Origin of the sequence: Streptomyces sp. NBC_00250 (genome assembly GCF_036192275.1) — a bacterium.
Classification (GTDB): domain Bacteria; phylum Actinomycetota; class Actinomycetes; order Streptomycetales; family Streptomycetaceae; genus Streptomyces.
This window is the reverse complement of the sequence record NZ_CP108088.1, coordinates 2,606,255-2,619,394: the sequence shown is the minus strand read 5'-3', so window position 1 is coordinate 2,619,394 and position 13,140 is coordinate 2,606,255. Positions and strand designations below refer to the sequence as shown.

11 protein-coding genes are annotated in these 13,140 nt (G+C 71.8%); 2 read left to right on the top strand and 9 right to left on the bottom strand.

Going from position 1 to position 13,140, the window contains the following annotated elements:
* Window positions 1–47: 47 nt before the first annotated feature.
* The 5 genes from OG259_RS11625 to OG259_RS11605 all read right to left on the bottom strand — a co-directional run bounded on the left by OG259_RS11625 (window position 48) and on the right by OG259_RS11605 (window position 5,435).
* Entirely contained in the window at window positions 48–1,865 is a 1,818-nt protein-coding gene (locus OG259_RS11625; protein WP_328942218.1) for an FAD-dependent monooxygenase, read from the bottom strand.
* 226 nt (window positions 1,866–2,091) lie between these two features.
* Window positions 2,092–2,982, bottom strand: coding sequence for an amino acid ABC transporter permease (locus tag OG259_RS11620; RefSeq protein ID WP_328942217.1), 891 nt, complete (start codon window positions 2,980–2,982; stop codon window positions 2,092–2,094).
* Entirely contained in the window at window positions 2,979–3,653 is a 675-nt protein-coding gene (locus OG259_RS11615; protein ID WP_328942216.1) for an amino acid ABC transporter permease, read from the bottom strand. Before OG259_RS11615 ends, OG259_RS11620 begins: the two co-directional genes overlap by 4 nt.
* Before the next feature lie 120 nt (window positions 3,654–3,773).
* Complete coding sequence (locus tag OG259_RS11610) at window positions 3,774–4,595, bottom strand: glutamate ABC transporter substrate-binding protein (RefSeq protein WP_328942215.1); 822 nt, start codon at window positions 4,593–4,595, stop codon at window positions 3,774–3,776.
* Window positions 4,596–4,649: 54 nt separating this feature from the next.
* Window positions 4,650–5,435 carry an amino acid ABC transporter ATP-binding protein gene (locus tag OG259_RS11605; protein WP_328942214.1) on the bottom strand — a complete coding sequence of 262 codons (786 nt, stop codon included), beginning with the start codon at window positions 5,433–5,435 and terminating at the stop codon, window positions 4,650–4,652.
* Between the two features lie 283 nt (window positions 5,436–5,718).
* Between OG259_RS11605 and OG259_RS11600 the strand changes: the two genes are divergently transcribed.
* Window positions 5,719–6,435 carry a response regulator transcription factor gene (locus OG259_RS11600; protein WP_328942213.1) on the top strand — a complete coding sequence of 239 codons (717 nt, stop codon included), beginning with the start codon at window positions 5,719–5,721 and terminating at the stop codon, window positions 6,433–6,435.
* Window positions 6,436–6,453: 18 nt separating this feature from the next.
* The gene (locus OG259_RS11595) at window positions 6,454–7,890 is read left to right on the top strand and encodes a sensor histidine kinase (protein ID WP_328942212.1); all 1,437 of its coding nucleotides are present in this window, start codon (window positions 6,454–6,456) and stop codon (window positions 7,888–7,890) included.
* A 177-nt stretch (window positions 7,891–8,067) separates the two neighbouring features.
* On the opposite strand, the gene OG259_RS11590 is transcribed toward OG259_RS11595, so the two are convergent.
* From OG259_RS11590 to OG259_RS11575, 4 genes are all read right to left on the bottom strand, one after another.
* Window positions 8,068–9,066: a TAXI family TRAP transporter solute-binding subunit gene (locus tag OG259_RS11590; protein ID WP_328942211.1), complete on the bottom strand. Its 999-nt coding sequence runs from the start codon at window positions 9,064–9,066 to the stop codon at window positions 8,068–8,070.
* 120 nt (window positions 9,067–9,186) lie between these two features.
* Window positions 9,187–10,362, bottom strand: a complete 1,176-nt coding sequence (locus tag OG259_RS11585; RefSeq protein WP_328942210.1) for an RCC1 domain-containing protein — start codon at window positions 10,360–10,362, stop codon at window positions 9,187–9,189.
* Window positions 10,363–10,413: 51 nt separating this feature from the next.
* On the bottom strand, window positions 10,414–11,601 hold the full coding sequence (locus OG259_RS11580; protein ID WP_328942209.1) for an RCC1 domain-containing protein: 1,188 nt from the start codon (window positions 11,599–11,601) through the stop codon (window positions 10,414–10,416).
* A gap of 14 nt (window positions 11,602–11,615) precedes the next feature.
* The gene (locus OG259_RS11575) at window positions 11,616–12,842 is read right to left on the bottom strand and encodes an RCC1-like domain-containing protein (protein WP_328942208.1); all 1,227 of its coding nucleotides are present in this window, start codon (window positions 12,840–12,842) and stop codon (window positions 11,616–11,618) included.
* Between the last annotated feature and the right edge of the window lie 298 nt (window positions 12,843–13,140).

Below are 13,140 nucleotides of genomic sequence, written 5' to 3'. Positions count from 1 at the left end.
ATCGGTGTCGGTCACGCTCCGGAGTACACCATGTGCGCCTGGGGGAATCAATGCATGTCCGCTGTGCGGTCACTCCCCGCGGTCACCTCGGCGCCCGATCGAGGGCCTGATCGAGGGCCCGAATCGGCGTCCGACCCGGCGTTCGTTCCCGCGTCCGACCCGGTGTCCGACCCGGTGTCCGCCGCGGCATCCGCCCGAGCGTTCTTCCCGGCCTTCGACCCCGCCTTCGTGCCCTGCGGTTCGGTCGCCGGGTCCTCCGTCGCGGAGCCGCCCCGGGCCGCGTCCGCCGCCGCGTACAGCTCCTCCGGGTGGACCCCGGCGAAGGCCGCGACGAGATGCCCGTCGGGCCGTACCAGCAGGACGGCGTGGGCCGGGGCACCCGGGTAGGCCTCCGTCACCAGGACCTCGGCCCTCGCCGGGAGGGCGGCGACCGCCTCTTCGAGCCGGGGCATCACCCCGGCGCCGCGCCAGTGCCGCCGGTCCCACACCCCGGTGCCGGGGGCGACCAGGAGGACCAGGAGGCGGCCCTGACCGAGCCGGTCCCGGAGCCGTACGGTCGTGCCGTCGGGGGCGGTCACGCGGACGTCCTCGACCGGGGCGCCCTCCGGGGTGCCGACCGGGGTCCGCCCCTCGGTGTACGGAGGCGCGAGGGGGGAGTGGGGGTACGCCGGGGGCGCGCCCAGCGGGCCGCGCCCCACATGGCCGTCGGTGAGGAGGGCGTCGTGGCCGCGCGTGGCCCCCGGGAGGTACGTGCGCAGGCCGCCGCCGCCCCGCAGGACCGGCAGCGACTGGTCGGCGCCGCGCAGTCGGTGGGCGACGGCCGAGCGACGCTCGCTCTGGTAGCTGTCGAGCAGCCGCTCGGAGGCGCCGTGGTGCCAGGTGTGGGCGAGTTTCCAGGCGAGGTTGTCCACGTCCCGGAACCCCTCGTCGAGGCCCTGGGTGCCGACCGCGCCCAGCAGATGGGCCGCGTCCCCGGCGAGGAGGACCCGGTCGACCCGCCAGCGCCGGGCGAGCCGGTGGTGCAGGGTGTGGACGCCGGTGTCGATGAGCTCGTACGGGGGTGTCACCCCGTCGCACCAGCCGGCCAGGGTCTCGCGGATCCGGGCGACCAGCGCGTCCGGGGTGACGAGGTCGCCCCTTGGCGGCAGCAACCAGTCGATCCGCCAGACCCCGTCGGGCAGCGGCCGGGCGGTGATCTCGTCGGCGGCGCCGCGCCACGGCGGCTGACGGTGCAGCAGGGCCTCGCCGGGCCAAGGGAGTTCGGTGCGGAGCGCGGCGACCGCGTGCCGCTCCACCGCCGTGCGGCCGGGGAAGCGGATCCCGAGCAGCTTGCGCACGGTCGAGCGGGCGCCGTCGCAGCCGACGAGGTGGCTGCCCCGCCACCAGGTGCCCGCCGGGCCCCGGGTGTGGGCGACGACCCCGTCGCGGTCCTGCTCGATGGTGTCGAGGCGGGCCTCGGTGACGAGCCGGATCAGCTTCTGGTGGGCGATGGCGTCGCGCAGCCCGCGCGCGAGGGCGTGCTGGGGGATGTGCAGCGGTGCGGCCGGGGCGGAGGGCGCGGCGGGGTCCTCGGACCACTCCTCCGTACCGCCGAGTCCCAGGTCGAGCGCGAGGTGGCGGACCACCTGGCGGCGGCGCATCCCGCGCCAGCCGACCCAGCGGACTCCCTCGTCACGGAGGGTGGTGCAGCCGAGCCGCTCGACCATCGCGGCCATGTCGGCGCGCAGCACGACGCTCCGGGCAGGGCGGGGTTCGTCCTTGCCCGAGCTCTCGTCGAGGACGACGCTGGGCACGCCCTGCGCGGCGAGCGCGAGGGAGAGCGCGAGGCCGACAGGCCCCGCGCCCACGATGATCACCGGGTCCACGGCGCGGCTCCTGAAGGCCGGACGGTCATGGGGGCAGCACATCTGAGTGTGGCACGAGCCCGGTGCTTGATCACAGACCGTATGCAACCCACTGAGGGTGCTTGCGTCAAGCGACGGGGTGGGCGCGGTGCGGCTGACCTGAAGTCAGTACCGCTCCGGCCCACCCCTGTTGTCCCACGGACCCCGTCGGGTCCCACCGCTCACTGCCGGTGGGCCTGCCTCGGAGTCAGGCGCCGGTGACGGCGTCGCTCTTCACCTCGGTCGCTCCGGGCTGGGCCGGGATGGTCACCGCGGCGGACTTCTTGCCCCGACGCAGGCGCTTCTCCAGGCGTCCGGCGAGGTTGGTGAGGATCGCGTTGATGACGATGTAGATCAGCGCGATGACCGTGAACGTGGCGATCGTGTTGGCGCCGTAGTTGGCCGTGATCTGCCGGTTCTGGCTGAGCAGCTCCGCGAAGCCGAGCAGCGCGCCACCGAGCGCCGTGTCCTTGACGATCACGACGAGCTGGCTGACGAGGGCGGGGAGCATGACGGTGACGGCCTGCGGGAGCAGGACGTACAGCATGGTCTGGCCCTTGCGCATACCGAGCGCCTCGGCCGCGTCGCCCTGGCCGCGGGGCAGCGAGAGCACGCCGGCGCGGACGACCTCGGCGATCACGGAGGCGTTGTAGAGCACCAGGCCGGTGACGACCGCGTACAGCGGGCGGAAGTCGGAGCTGACGGTCGTGAACTCGCGGTACAGGGCGGCCGCGAACATCATCAGGAGCAGGACCGGGATGGCGCGGAAGAACTCCACGACGGTGCCGACGGGCACCCGTACCCAGCGGTGGTCGGAGAGCCGGCCGATACCGAGGAGCGCGCCGAGCGGCAGCGCGATCAGGATCGACAGCGCGGCGGCCTTCAGGGTCTCCGTCAGACCGGGCAGCAGATACGTCGTCCAGACCCGGGAGTCGGTGACGAACGGACTCCACTTGTCGGCGTCCAGCTGGTTCTTGTCGGCCAGGGCCGCCAGTACCCACCACGCGACCAGGCCGAGGACGGCCAGGAAGCCGATCGTGTAGAGGACGTTCCGCCGCTTGGCGCGGGGGCCGGGAGTGTCGTACAGGACGGAACTCATCGCTTCACCGCCAGACGCTTGGCCGCCCAGCCCAGGATCAGGCCGGTGGGGAGGGTGAGGAGGATGAAGCCGAACGCGAAGACGGCGAAGACGGCGAAGAGCGCGTCGGCCTCGTTCTCGATCATCTCCTTCATCAGGAGAGCCGCCTCGGCGGCGCCGATGGCCGCCGCCACCGTGGTGTTCTTGGTGAGGGCGATGAGGACGTTGGCGAGCGGGGTCACCACCGCACGGAAGGCCTGCGGGAGCACCACCAGGGTGAGGACCTGGGTGAAGCCGAGGCCGAGGGCGCGGGCGGCCTCGGCCTGGCCCGGCGGGACGGTGTTGATGCCCGAGCGCAGTGCCTCGCAGACGAAGGTGCCGGTGTACGCGACGAGCCCGAGGATCGCCAGCCGGAAGCCGATGTCCTCCGAGCGTCCGCCGCCGAGCGTGATGCCCAGGGTCTGGTCGAGACCGAACGAGCAGGCCACGATGACCACGGTCAGCGGCGTGTTCCGGACGATGTTGACGTACCCGGTGGCGAAGGCCCGCATGACGGGCACCGGGCTGACCCGCATCGCTACCAGGGCGGTGCCCCAGATCAGCGAGCCGATCGCCGAGTAGAGGGCGAGCTGCGCCGTCACCCAGAAGGCGCCGAGCAGGTCGTACTGCCCGGAATCAAGAAAGTCGAACACGATGCCCGCGCTCTCCCCTGGTGGTCGGTCGGTGTGGAGGCCGGTGCGGGGGCAGCGGCCGGTGCCGGTGCGACGGCCGCCCCGGGTGGGGGGCGGCCGTCACGGCCGGTGCGGGTCAGGTCAGTTCTGGACCTTCGGCGCGGGCTCGTACTTGTAGCCGGAGGGGCCGAAGTGCTCCTTGACGAGCTTCTCCCAGGTGCCGTCGGAGACCATCTTCTCCAGCGCCTTGTTGATCTTGCCGCGCAGCTCGTCGTCGCCCTTCTTGAGGCCGACGCCGTAGTTCTCGTCGCTCATCTTCAGGCCGGCGAGCTTGAACTTGCCCTGGTGCTCCTTCTGCGAGGCGTAGCCCGCGAGGATCGAAGCGTCCGTGGTCAGCGCGTCGACGCGCTTGTTCTCCAGGCCGGTGAGGCACTCGGAGTAGCCGCCGAGCTGCTGGAGGTCGGCCTTCGGGGCGAGCTTCTCCTTGACGTTCTGCGCGGAGGTCGAGCCGGAGACCGAGCAGAGCTTCTTGGAGTTGAGGTCCTCGACCTTGGTGATCGAGCTGTCGTCGGAGCGCACGAGCAGGTCCTGGTGGGTCAGGAAGTACGGACCGGCGAAGTCGACCTCCTTCTTGCGCTTGTCGTTGATCGAGTAGCTGGCGACGACGAACTTGACGTCACCGTTCTTGATCAGGTTCTCGCGCTCGGCGCTGGGCGCCTGCTTGAAGTTGATCTTGTCCTCGGCGTAGCCGAGCTCCTTGGCGACGTAGCGGGCCACGTCCACGTCGAAGCCGGCGTACTTGCCGTCCGGGGTCTTCAGGCCCAGGCCGGGCTGGTCGAACTTGATGCCGACGTTGATCTTGTCACCGTTGCTGCCCGAGTCGGAGCCGGTGCCACAGGCGGTGGCGGTCAGCGCGAGGACGACGGCGGCCGCGGCGGCGGCGGGGGTGCGACGAAGCTTCATCGAGGAATGTCCCTTGGTCTAGAAGTGAGTTGGGAAGAATAGGCCCGAACTCGCTCAGTGGTGAAGGATCTTGGAGAGGAAGTCCTTGGCCCGGTCGCTGCGCGGGTTGCTGAAGAACTCCTCGGGCGTCGCCTGCTCGACGATGCGACCGTCCGCCATGAAGACGACACGGTTGGCGGCGGAGCGCGCGAAGCCCATCTCGTGGGTCACGACCACCATCGTCATGCCGTCCCGCGCCAGTTGCTGCATGACCTCGAGGACCTCGTTGATCATCTCGGGGTCGAGCGCGGAGGTCGGCTCGTCGAACAGCATGACCTTCGGGCCCATCGCGAGCGCGCGGGCGATCGCCACGCGCTGCTGCTGGCCGCCGGAGAGCTGCGCCGGGTACTTGTCCGCCTGGGTGCCGACCCCGACCCTGTCCAGCAGGGCGCGGGCCTTCTCCTCGGCGGCCTTCTTCTCCGTCTTCCGGACCTTGATCTGGCCCAGCATCACGTTCTCGAGCACCGTCTTGTGCGCGAAGAGGTTGAACGACTGGAAGACCATGCCGACGTCGGAACGCAGGCGAGCGAGCTCCTTGCCCTCCGCCGGCAGCGGCTTGCCGTCGATCGTGATGATGCCGGAGTCGACGCTCTCCAGCCGGTTGATCGTGCGGCACAGCGTCGACTTGCCGGACCCGGAGGGTCCGATGACGACCACGACTTCGCCGCGGCTGATCGTCAGATCGATGTCCTGGAGGACATGCAGTGCGCCGAAGTGCTTGTTCACGCCGGACAGTACGACCAGGTCGTCCGCGGCGCGCGGGGTGTCCTCGGGACCCTTGGACACTGACTCTCCGCTCATCGGGCTCTAGCTCCGTCCTCCTCGGTTGGGGAGGACACTAGAGACCCGATGTGATGACCGTCATCACATCTGAGCGGAAATTGAGGATAACGATCCGGCCGCAACCGGACACAGTGTGTGAACGGGACACCCCGGGCCGTACCGGCTGCATAACAGAAACACCGGCGTCACCGGGCGACACTTGACTGCAACACCACTCGGCACCGATGTTCGGTGTTCATGCCCTGGTACCACCTGGTACACAGAGAGCCGTCATCAGCACATCACCACGGAGGAGGTACGTATGCGACTGCTGCTCGTCGAGGACGACGATCATGTCGCCGCCGCCCTCTCCGCGATCCTCGCCAAGCACGGCTTCACGGTCACCCACGCCCGCAACGGCGAGGAGGCGCTCCAGGCCGTCCTGCCCACCGCGCAGGGCGAGCGCCCCTCCTACGGGGTGATCCTGCTCGACCTCGGTCTGCCCGACCAGGACGGCTACCAGGTCTGCGGACGCATCCGGAAGCTCACCACCACCCCGGTGATCATGGTGACCGCGCGCGGCGACGTACGCTCCCGGATCCACGGCCTCAACCTCGGCGCCGACGACTACGTCGTCAAGCCCTACGACCCCGGCGAGCTCCTCGCCCGCATCCACGCCGTCAGCCGGCGCCACGCGGGAACCGAGGAGTCGGCGGGCGGCGGCGGCACGACCACCGACGGAAGCCGACTGAGGCTCGGCTCCGTCACCATCGAGCTGCCCACCCGCCGGGTCAGCGTCGACGGCGAGAGCGTGCCCCTCACCCGCAAGGAGTTCGACCTGCTCGCCCTCCTCGCCCAGCGCCCCGGCGTCGTCTTCCGCCGCGAGCAGATCATCAGCGAGGTCTGGCGCACCAGTTGGGAAGGGACCGGCCGCACCCTGGAGGTGCACGTCGCCTCCCTGCGCTCCAAGCTCCGGATGCCCGCCCTGATCGAGACCGTGCGGGGCGTCGGCTACCGCCTGGTCGCCCCCGCCGCCTGACCGCCGGACGGCCCCTTCGTGCGCACCCGCCTCCTTCCGCTGCTCATCATCCTGATGGCCGGCGTCCTGCTCGCCCTCGGCTTCCCGCTCGCCGCCAGCCTCGCCGCCTCCGAACAGCAGCGGGTCGTCGTCGACCGGCTCGACGACTCCGCCCGCTTCGCCGCGCTCGCCCAGTTCGTCAGCGAGACGAACCCCGGCGCCGACGAGCGGCGCACCACCCTCGGCGGCGAACTCGCCAGCTACTACGACGTGTACGGCATCCGGGCCGGCGTCTTCTACCGCGACAACCGGTCCATGGCCGCCGCACCCGAGGACTGGGTCGTCCCGTACGAGGGGGAGGGCCGCCGTGCCTTCCGCGAGGCTCTCCTCGGCCGGCGCAGCCACGATCCGCCGCAGGTGTGGCCCTGGCAGGGCCACGCACGGCTCACCGTCGCCTCCCCGGTCGTCAGTGACGGGGACGTCGTCGCCGTCGTCGTCACCGACTCGCCCACCGGACAGCTCCGCCTCCGCATCCTGCGCGGCTGGCTGCTGATCTTCGCGGGCGAGTCCCTGGCCATGCTCGTCGCCGTCGGTGCCGCCTTCCGGCTCACCGGCTGGGTCCTGCGGCCCGTACGCGTCCTCGACTCCGTCACCCACGACATCGCGACCGGGCGCATGAACTCCCGGGTCGCCGCGACCGGCGGACCGCCCGAACTGCGGCGCCTGGCGCTCTCGTTCAACGAGATGGCCGACAACGTCGAGGAGGCGCTCGAACAGCAGCGGGCGTTCGTCGCCGACGCCTCCCACCAGTTGCGCAACCCGCTGGCCGCGCTGCTCCTGCGCATCGAGCTCCTCGCCATGGAGCTCCCCGAGGGCAACGAGGAGATCGCCTCCGTACGGACCGAGGGCAAGCGCCTCTCCCAGGTCCTCGACGACCTCCTCGACCTGGCCCTCGCCGAGCACGCGGCCGCCGAGCTGCGGCTCATCGACGTCGGGGCGCTCACGGCCGAGCGGGTCGCGTCCTGGCGGCCGGTCGCCGACGACAAGGGTGTCGTGCTCGCCGGGGACTGTGGGGCGGTCACCGCCTGGGCGGACCCGGTGGCGCTCTCCAGCGCGCTGGACGCGGTGATCGACAACGCGCTGAAGTTCACCCCGGCCGGGGAGGAGGTCAGCGTCACGGCCAAGGCCCTGCCCGGCGGGGAGAGCGTCGCCGTCGTCGTCGCCGACCAGGGCCCCGGACTCACCGACGAGGAGCTGGGGCGGGTCGGCGACCGCTTCTGGCGCTCGGGCCGACACCAGAACATCAAGGGATCGGGCCTCGGCCTCTCGATCACCCGCGTCCTGCTCACGGCGGGCGGCGGCGGCATCGCCTTCGCACCGAACGAGCCGCACGGGCTGCGTGTCACGGTCACCGTGCCCCGTAACCCTCCGGCGGCGAGGGGCGACCGCGAGGCCGAGGGCTTCACCGGGCGGTAGCGACACGGGAACGCCGGGCCGTCAGCGCCGGACGGGCAAGGCCGGGAGTAAGAGCCGGGCGGGCAGGGCCGGAAGGCAGGCCCGACGGGCAGGGCCGGAAGACGGACGGGGCCGGACGGCCGGTCCCGGGCCGGTCGGGAACGGGCCGATCGGGAACGGGCCGTCAGGGCGGGAAGCTCAGGGCTTCACCGAGCGGTAGTAGCGGCGGGCGCCCTCGTGGAGGGGCAGGGGTTCGGTGTAGACGGCGGTCCGCAGGTCCACCAGCTGGGCCGGGTGGACCTGGCTGCCGATCCGGTCCCGGCTCCTGATCACCGTCCGGGTGAAGCCCTCCACCAGGTCCGCGTCCGCCTCCACCGTGGTGACCAGGAGGTTCGCCACGGCCAGGGTCTCTATCGGCCGGCCGTCCTGCGCCTTGGCGTACGCGTCGGCCGGGATCACCGCCGACCGGTAGTGGCGGGTCGACCCGCCGACGTCGTGGAGCCGGTCGACCAGCGGCGCGTCCAGGGGGAGCAGCCGGATCTCGAAGCGCTCGGACAGCGTCTGCACCGCCAGGGTGGGGAGGCCGCCCGACCAGAAGAAGGCGTCGAGCTCGCCGCGCTCCAGGAGCTCGGGCATCGTGTCGATGCCCGCCGAGACCGCCTCGACGTCCCGTATGGGGGTGAGGCCCGCCGCCGCGAGGACCCGGTCGGCGATCAGTCGTACGCCGGAGCCGTCCTGGCCGACGCCGACCTTGAGACCGCGCAGGTCCTGCACCCTCCGCAGCGTGGAGCCCTTGCGCACCACGAGCTGTACGTAGTCGTCGTAGAGGCGGGCGCAGCCGCGCAGCCGCTCGAAGCCGGGCCTGCGCTCGCGCTGGTACTGGGCCACCGCGTCGGCCGTCGCGATGGTGAAGTCGGCCTGGCCCGAGGCCACCCGGGCCAGGTTCTGCTGGGAGCCCTCACTGCGCGTGAGCTCTATCGAGACCTCGGGCAGGTCCTGTGCGAGGGCCTGCTTGAGCAGCTTTCCGTACTGCTGGTAGACGCCGGTGGGGACTCCCGTACTGAAAGTGACGGAACCGCTCGGTACGGGGGTGCCCCAGGGCACCAGCCACCACACCAGCACCCCGCACACCGCGAGCAGCGCGGCCGAGACCGCCAGGACACGGCGGCGGGCGGCACGGGAGAGCGAGGCGAACATGCTCGCGATCCTGCCAGGCCACCGGTGTGTCTGGCCAGGATCGGAGGTGTGGGCCCGCTCTCCCGTTGCCGCCGGGAGGGCCGCGCGGGCCCGGCGAGGGGCCCGCGCGGCCGTGCCGGGTCAGTAGGCGAACGCGGACTTGCCCGTCACGGTGGTGGCGACGTGAGTGATGCCACTGCCGGGCGGCAGCGCCACCGTGGTGCCGGTGGGGTTGGTGGTCGTGCCGTCGCCGAGCTGGGCGGCCGCGTTGGCACCCCAGCCGATCACCGAGCCGTCGTCCAGCGCGGCCACGGTGAAGTCGGCCCCGCCGGCGATGCTCTGGACGCCCTTGAGCGTGTCCAGGACGACCGGGGTGGTGCGGTTGGCGTTGGTGCCGTCGCCGAGCTGCCGGTCGGTGTTCTTGCCCCAGCCGGCCAGGCTGCCGTCGTCGAGGACGGCGAAGCCGGACGCGGAGGTGGCGAAGATCCTGGCCACGGCGTCGAGGTAGGCGACGTCCACCGGCTTGTTGCTGTCGGTGGTGGAGTCGTTGCCGAGCTGGCCCTCGGCGCCCTTGCCCCAGGACTTGACGACGCCGTCGGCGGTGAGTGCGAGGACGTGGTCGCAGCCCACGGCCACGGACTCGACGTCGACGAGGTCGGGGACCTTCTGCGGGGTCTCGCGCGTGGTGTTGTTGCCGGTGCCCAGACGCCCGTTGTCGCCCTTGCCCCAGGTCCAGACCGTGCCGTCCTGCCGGAGCGCCACGCTGAAGTCGCAGCCCGCCCCGACGTCCTTCACCTTGTCCAGGCTCTGCACGGGGATCGGGGCCTTGTACGGGTTGGTGGTGTCCTGGCCGGTGCCGAGCTGCTTGGAGGCGTTGCTGCCCCAGGCGAGGACCCGGCCGCCCTTGACGGCGAGGGCGTGGTTGAGGCCCGCGGAGACCTCGCTCACGCCGGAGAGTCCGGCGACGGTCGCGGGGAAGGACTGGGCGACGAGGGTGCCGTTGCCGAGCTGGCCGGTGGCGTTGTTGCCCCAGCTCTTCACGGTGCCGTCCTTGAGGAGGGCGACGGCGAAGCCGTTGGCCGCCGCCGCGGCGCCGCCGCCTCCTCCGGAGAGCTCGCGGACGTCGTCACGGGTGATGCCGAGGACGGCGGCGGGGGTCTGCTGGGCGAGGACGCTGCCGTTGCCGAGCTGGCCCTGGGCGTTCTCGCCCCAGGCGCGCACCCAGGGGTCGGTACCGGCGGCGGCGGGGAGGGCGGAGGCGGTGAGGGCCGCGAGGGACAGCGCGGCGAGGAGGGTGAGACGCAGGGGTGGGGTCATCTGCGTGCCTTTCGCTTCATGAGGGTCGTGGGGGTCGAGGAGTCAGGGGGGTCAGTAGGCGTAGCTGGATTTGTTCGCGACGGAGGCGGCGACGCGGGTGACGCCGCTGCCGGCCGGCAGGGCCGTGACCGGGGTGGGGGACGAGTCGGTGGTGCCGTTGCCGAGCTGACCGTTGCTGTTGTTGCCCCAGGCGAGGACGGACTGGTCGGAGAGGGCGGCGAGGGTGTGCTGCCAGCCGCCGGCCATCTCCTGGACGTCGCTCAGGCCGGGGAGGGGGACGGGAGTCGCCCGGTCGACGGTGGTGCCGTCGCCGAGCTGGCCGAGTCCGTTCCAGCCCCAGGCGCGTACGGTGCCGTCGTCCAGGACGGCGTAGCTCTGGTAGGCGCCCGTGATGATCTTGGTGGCGCCGTCGAGGTGCCGTACGTCGACGGGCGCCGGACTGTCCTCGGCGCTGTCGTTGCCGAGCTGGCCCTTGTTGTTGCGGCCCCAGGCTTTGACGGTCCCCTCGGCCGTGAGGGCGAGGGAGTGGGCGCAGCCGGCGCTGATGGCCACCACGTCGTCGAGGCCGGGCACCTTCTGGGGCGTGTTCCGATCGGAATAGGCGCCGTTGCCGAGCTGTCCGAGGTGGCCCCTTCCCCAGGTCCAGACGGTGCCGTCCTCCCGGAGGGCGACGGAGTGCTCGCAGCCGCCCGAGACGTCCTTGACCTTGTTCAGGCTCTGGACGGCTACGGGACGGGTCGCGAGGCCGGCCGTGTCGGGGGTGGTGAGGCCGTTCCCGAGTTGTCCGTAGGCGTTGGTGCCCCAGGCCAGGACGCGGCCGCCGCGCACCGCGAGGGCGAAGGGGCCGCCGGCGGCGGCGATCGAGGACACACCCGAGAGTCCGGCGACCGTCGCGGGGAAGCCCCGCTGGGTGGTGGTGCCGTCGCCGAGCTGGCCCGAGGTGTTGCCGCCCCAGGACAGGACCGTGCCGTCGTCGAGGAGGGCGAGGGCGAAGGAGAGGTTGCTGTTGAAGCCTCCGGCGGAGAGCTCGCGGACGTCGCCGCGGGCGACTCCGACGACCGAGCCCGGGGTGGTCTGGTCGAGCGTGGTGCCGTTGCCGAGCTGGCTGCCGATGTTCAGGCCCCAGGACCGTACCCACGGGTCACGCGGTTCGGCGTGCGCGAGTGCCGGAGAGGCGGCCAGGGAGGCCAGGGCGAGGGCGGCGGCGACCACGGCCCGTACGTACGACGGGTACGACATGCCGTTCACCGGCCTCAGTACGCGTACGTCGTGTTGCCGCCCAGGGAGACGGCCACCGCCTTGATCGCCGAGCCCTCGTTGAGGATCTTCACCGACTCGTAGCGGGCGACCGTCGTGCCGTTGCCGAGCTGGCCCTCGCCGTTGTGGCCCCAGGTGAAGACCTCGTCCGCCGTGACGGCGACGCCGTGCCGGGCTCCCGCCGCGAGGTGCTGGACGCCTTCGAGGCGCGGGATCTCGACGGGGGCGGTGCGGTTGGTGCGGGAGACGTTGGAGTCGAAGGCCTCGTCGGACTCCAGGAGCTGGCCGTACTGGTTGTTGCCCCAGCCCCAGACGTGGCTGTCGCTCGTCTTGACGTAGTTGTGGAAGGCGCCCGCCTCGATGTCGGAGACGCCTTCGATCCAGTCCACGTCGACGGGGAGGGTGGCGGACTTGGTGGAGGAGTTGCCGAGCTGGCCGTAGAGGTTGTAGCCCCAGGACTTGACCGTGTCGTCGGCGGTCAGTGCGAGGGCGTGGTGGCAGCCGGCGTCGATCTCCACGATGTTCTCCAGGCCGAGGACCTGCCGGGGTACGGAGCTGGTGGCACGGGTGCCGTTGCCGAGCTGGCCGTGGATGCCGCGGCCCCAGGCGTACACCTTGCCGTTCTCCAGGAGCGCGAGGCTGAAGTCGCAGCCGGCCGAGATCTGCTTGACCTTGGGCATGCCCTGGACGCGGTCGGGGACCGTACGGCTGTCGCCGGTGCGGTTGTTGCCGAGCTGGCCGTACGCGTTGTCCCCCCAGGAGTAGACCTGGCCGCTCGTGTCGAGGGCGAGGCCGTGCTTCCCGCCCGCGGCGACGTCCTTGATGTTGTTCAGGCGGGGCACGGTGGTGGGAACGGCCTGGTTGGTGTTGCCTCCGTTGCCGAGCTGGCCGGAGGAGTTGTGGCCCCAGGACTTGACCGTCTTGTCGGTACGGGCGAGGGCGAACGAGTCGGCGGACGAGGTGCCGCCGGCCGACATCTGGTCGACGTCGCCGCGGAAGAGGCTGGTGACCGAGGACGGGCTGAGGCTGTCGGCGAGGGTGCCGTTGCCGAGCTGGCCGGTGCGGCCCGCGCCCCAGCTCAGCACGGTCGGGTTGCCCTCGTTGGCGTTCGCCGCGGGGGCGAGGGCCGGTACGGCGGTGAGGGCTGCCGCGGTGAGGGCGGCGGCGGCGAACCGCCGGGAGCGTGGTGTCGTGCGCGAGGGACTGCGTCGTGAACGGGACATGGCTCTGCTCTCCTTCGACGGGGACATACGGGAGCGCGGCGTCCGGCCGGTGGCGTCCGCGGGGAGCGCGGAGGCGTGCACGGGCCGGTCGCGGGTCATGCGAACACGTCGTGCCGGGCCCTTGGGCATGGGGCGCCCACGGCCGGGTGCGGCGGCCGGGACGGGCCGCCGGGCACAACAGCAGACTGACCGAAAACGATCACCGAGGCGCGCTGGAGCCGCTGAAACACCCGTTTGTCGGACGTCCGTTCGGGGTGGTGAGATGGGGGCGCATTCACCCCTGCCGTGGACCCGGGGC

What these genes read in the sequence shown, in the direction of transcription:
- OG259_RS11575 (WP_328942208.1), bottom strand. Translation starts at nt 12,842, where the DNA reads ATGTCCCGTTCACGACGCAGTCCCTCGCGCACGACACCACGCTCCCGG.
- OG259_RS11610 (WP_328942215.1), bottom strand. Translation starts at nt 4,595, where the DNA reads ATGAAGCTTCGTCGCACCCCCGCCGCCGCCGCGGCCGCCGTCGTCCTC.
- OG259_RS11605 (WP_328942214.1), bottom strand. Translation starts at nt 5,435, where the DNA reads ATGAGCGGAGAGTCAGTGTCCAAGGGTCCCGAGGACACCCCGCGCGCC.
- OG259_RS11600 (WP_328942213.1), top strand. Translation starts at nt 5,719, where the DNA reads ATGCGACTGCTGCTCGTCGAGGACGACGATCATGTCGCCGCCGCCCTC.
- OG259_RS11580 (WP_328942209.1), bottom strand. Translation starts at nt 11,601, where the DNA reads ATGTCGTACCCGTCGTACGTACGGGCCGTGGTCGCCGCCGCCCTCGCC.
- OG259_RS11585 (WP_328942210.1), bottom strand. Translation starts at nt 10,362, where the DNA reads ATGACCCCACCCCTGCGTCTCACCCTCCTCGCCGCGCTGTCCCTCGCG.
- OG259_RS11620 (WP_328942217.1), bottom strand. Translation starts at nt 2,982, where the DNA reads ATGAGTTCCGTCCTGTACGACACTCCCGGCCCCCGCGCCAAGCGGCGG.
- OG259_RS11590 (WP_328942211.1), bottom strand. Translation starts at nt 9,066, where the DNA reads ATGTTCGCCTCGCTCTCCCGTGCCGCCCGCCGCCGTGTCCTGGCGGTC.